This window comes from Burkholderia sp. Ac-20392, from assembly GCF_017104585.1.
GTDB lineage: Bacteria > Pseudomonadota > Gammaproteobacteria > Burkholderiales > Burkholderiaceae > Burkholderia > Burkholderia lata.
Genome location: NZ_JAAGPB010000989.1, coordinates 1 through 1,432 on the forward strand (window position 1 = coordinate 1; position 1,432 = coordinate 1,432).

Annotated in this window: 2 protein-coding genes; both read left to right on the forward strand. The window is 66.9% G+C overall.

The genetic code is table 11. The annotated features are described in order from the left end of the window. Window positions 1-211: 211 nt before the first annotated feature. On the forward strand, window positions 212-616 hold the full coding sequence (locus tag G3N99_RS40320) for a response regulator transcription factor (protein ID WP_206125202.1): 405 nt from the start codon (window positions 212-214) through the stop codon (window positions 614-616). Between the two features lie 16 nt (window positions 617-632). Beyond that, window positions 633-1,412 (forward strand): helix-turn-helix domain-containing protein, encoded by a 780-nt coding sequence (locus tag G3N99_RS40325; protein ID WP_174935362.1) that lies wholly within the window; start codon window positions 633-635, stop codon window positions 1,410-1,412. The last annotated feature ends 20 nt before the right edge of the window (window positions 1,413-1,432 follow it).

The following is a 1,432-nucleotide window of genomic DNA, read 5'->3' on the forward strand; positions in this document are numbered from 1 at the left end:
GCCGCACCGCGCGCGATGCGCTGGACGCACGCCGGGCCGGCTGACCCGGCCGCGCAACCCTTCGGCCGCGCTCGCGGTACGTCGCACCCGGGCCGCTCCGGCGGTTTCCCGTACGCGTTGTAGGAAACGCCCTACAACGCGTCGCAGCGGCCTACATCAACTTCCAATTCGGCCGATTTCATTTTCGGCGGCGCAACACGATACTGCCGGCATGAATGCCAGCCAGTTACCCGCCGCGCTCCGGGTGTTTCTCGTCGATCACGCCGTCGCCGTCCGACAGCGGATCGCGCTGCTCGTCGGCGCGATCCGCGGTGTCGCCGTCGTCGGCGAGGCGGAAGACGGCCAGGACGCATGGACGCATATCCGCAGCACCCAGGCGGACGTGGTGATCGTCGACCTGCGGCTGGCGGACGGCAGCGGTCTCGACCTGATCGGGACGCTGTCGAAGGCCGCGCCGCGCATCGTCACGATCGTGCTGACGAATCACTCGGCGCCGGCATTCAGAGAGGCATGCGCGTCGGCCGGAGCCGACTACTTCTTCGACAAGACCGTCGAATTCGACGCCGCCTGCCAAGTCATCGAATCCCTGGTGCACGCTCGTGTGCACCACCCCTGACGAGCCGGAGTGACTCATGTCCACAGCCACCCCCTGCGCCGCCGACGTATCCATCACGCCTCGGCCGACGATTCCGCTTCGCGCGGTCACGCGCGCCGACGCCGCCAAACACCCCGCCGCGCGCTGCTCGGTGTGCGCGATGCGTTCGATGTGCCTGCCGCCGCACCTGACCGCGGCCGAATACGGCCGCCTCGACTCGATCATCTGCACGACCCGGCAGGTACGCCAGGGCGACGCGCTGTTCCGCACCGACGATCCGTTCCAGAGCATCTATGCGGTGCGGGCGGGTTCGTTCAAGACGGTGATGATGCATCGCGACGGCCGCGAGCACGTGACAGGCTTCCAGATTGCCGGTGAAACGCTCGGGATGGACGGCATCGGCGGCGGCCAGCATTGCTGCGACGCGATCGCGCTCGAGGACAGCGTCGTGTGCATCATCCCGTTCGGCGCGCTCGAAGCGGCGTGCCGCGAGATCAAGCCAATGCAGCACTTCCTCTACCAGATGCTGAGCAGCGAGATCGTCCGCGAATCGAGCCAGATGCTGCTGCTCGGCACGATGTCGGCCGAGCAACGCGTCGCGCATTTCCTGCTGAACCTGTCGTCGCGCTTCGAGGCGCGCGGCTATTCGGCGACGGAATTCAACCTGCGGATGACGCGCGAGGAAATCGGCTGCTATCTCGGGATGAAGCTCGAAACCGTGAGCCGGATGTTCTCGCGGTTCCATCGCGACGCGTTGGTCGAAACGCGCGGCAAGCGCGTACGCATCATCGATTCGCAAGCGCTCGCACGGGTCTGACGGAACCAGACCGGGACGAC